Origin of the sequence: Roseovarius sp. 10, assembly GCF_033100315.1 — a bacterium.
Lineage (GTDB): Bacteria > Pseudomonadota > Alphaproteobacteria > Rhodobacterales > Rhodobacteraceae > M30B80.
The window spans coordinates 1-839 of the sequence record NZ_JAWLVH010000016.1; the positions used below are offsets into that span (position 1 = coordinate 1).

Sequence of the window (839 nt, forward strand, 5' to 3'; positions counted from 1 at the left end):
ATGGCAAAGGAAAAGTTTGAACGTAATAAGCCGCACGTGAACATTGGCACGATTGGTCACGTTGACCACGGCAAGACGACACTGACAGCTGCGATCACGAAGTATTTTGGTGATTTCAGAGCGTATGATCAGATTGACGGCGCCCCTGAAGAGAAGGCGCGCGGGATCACGATTTCGACTGCGCATGTTGAGTATGAGACCGATGCGCGTCACTACGCGCATGTGGACTGCCCTGGTCACGCTGACTATGTGAAGAACATGATCACCGGTGCGGCGCAGATGGACGGCGCGATCTTGGTTGTGAACGCGGCGGACGGCCCTATGCCACAGACGCGCGAGCACATTTTGCTTGGTCGTCAGGTTGGTATCCCTGCGATGGTTGTTTACATGAACAAAGTCGATCAGGTTGATGACGAAGAGTTGTTGGAACTTGTTGAGATGGAAATCCGCGAGCTTCTGTCTTCTTACGACTTCCCTGGCGATGACATTCCTGTTGTTAAAGGGTCTGCTTTGGCGGCGATGGAAGGCCGTGACGCAGAGATCGGTGAGAACTCGATCCGCGCGTTGATGGAAGCTGTTGACAGCTACATCCCAACGCCTGCACGCGCAGTTGACCAGCCATTCTTGATGCCAATCGAAGACGTGTTCTCGATTTCTGGCCGCGGCACCGTTGTGACGGGCCGTGTTGAGCGTGGTGTGATCAATGTGGGTGACGAGATTGAGATCGTTGGTATCCGCGACACCTCCAAGACGACCTGCACAGGCGTTGAGATGTTCCGCAAGCTGCTTGACCGTGGTGAAGCGGGCGACAATATCGGCGCGCTTCTGCGTGGTGTTGA

Annotated in this window: 1 protein-coding gene; it reads left to right on the forward strand. The window is 54.7% G+C overall.

Annotated features, from left to right (window positions below; translation table 11 throughout):
• On the forward strand, positions 1-839 hold an 839-nt coding region (locus RYZ18_RS14175; protein ID WP_317657519.1), incomplete at both ends, for an elongation factor Tu.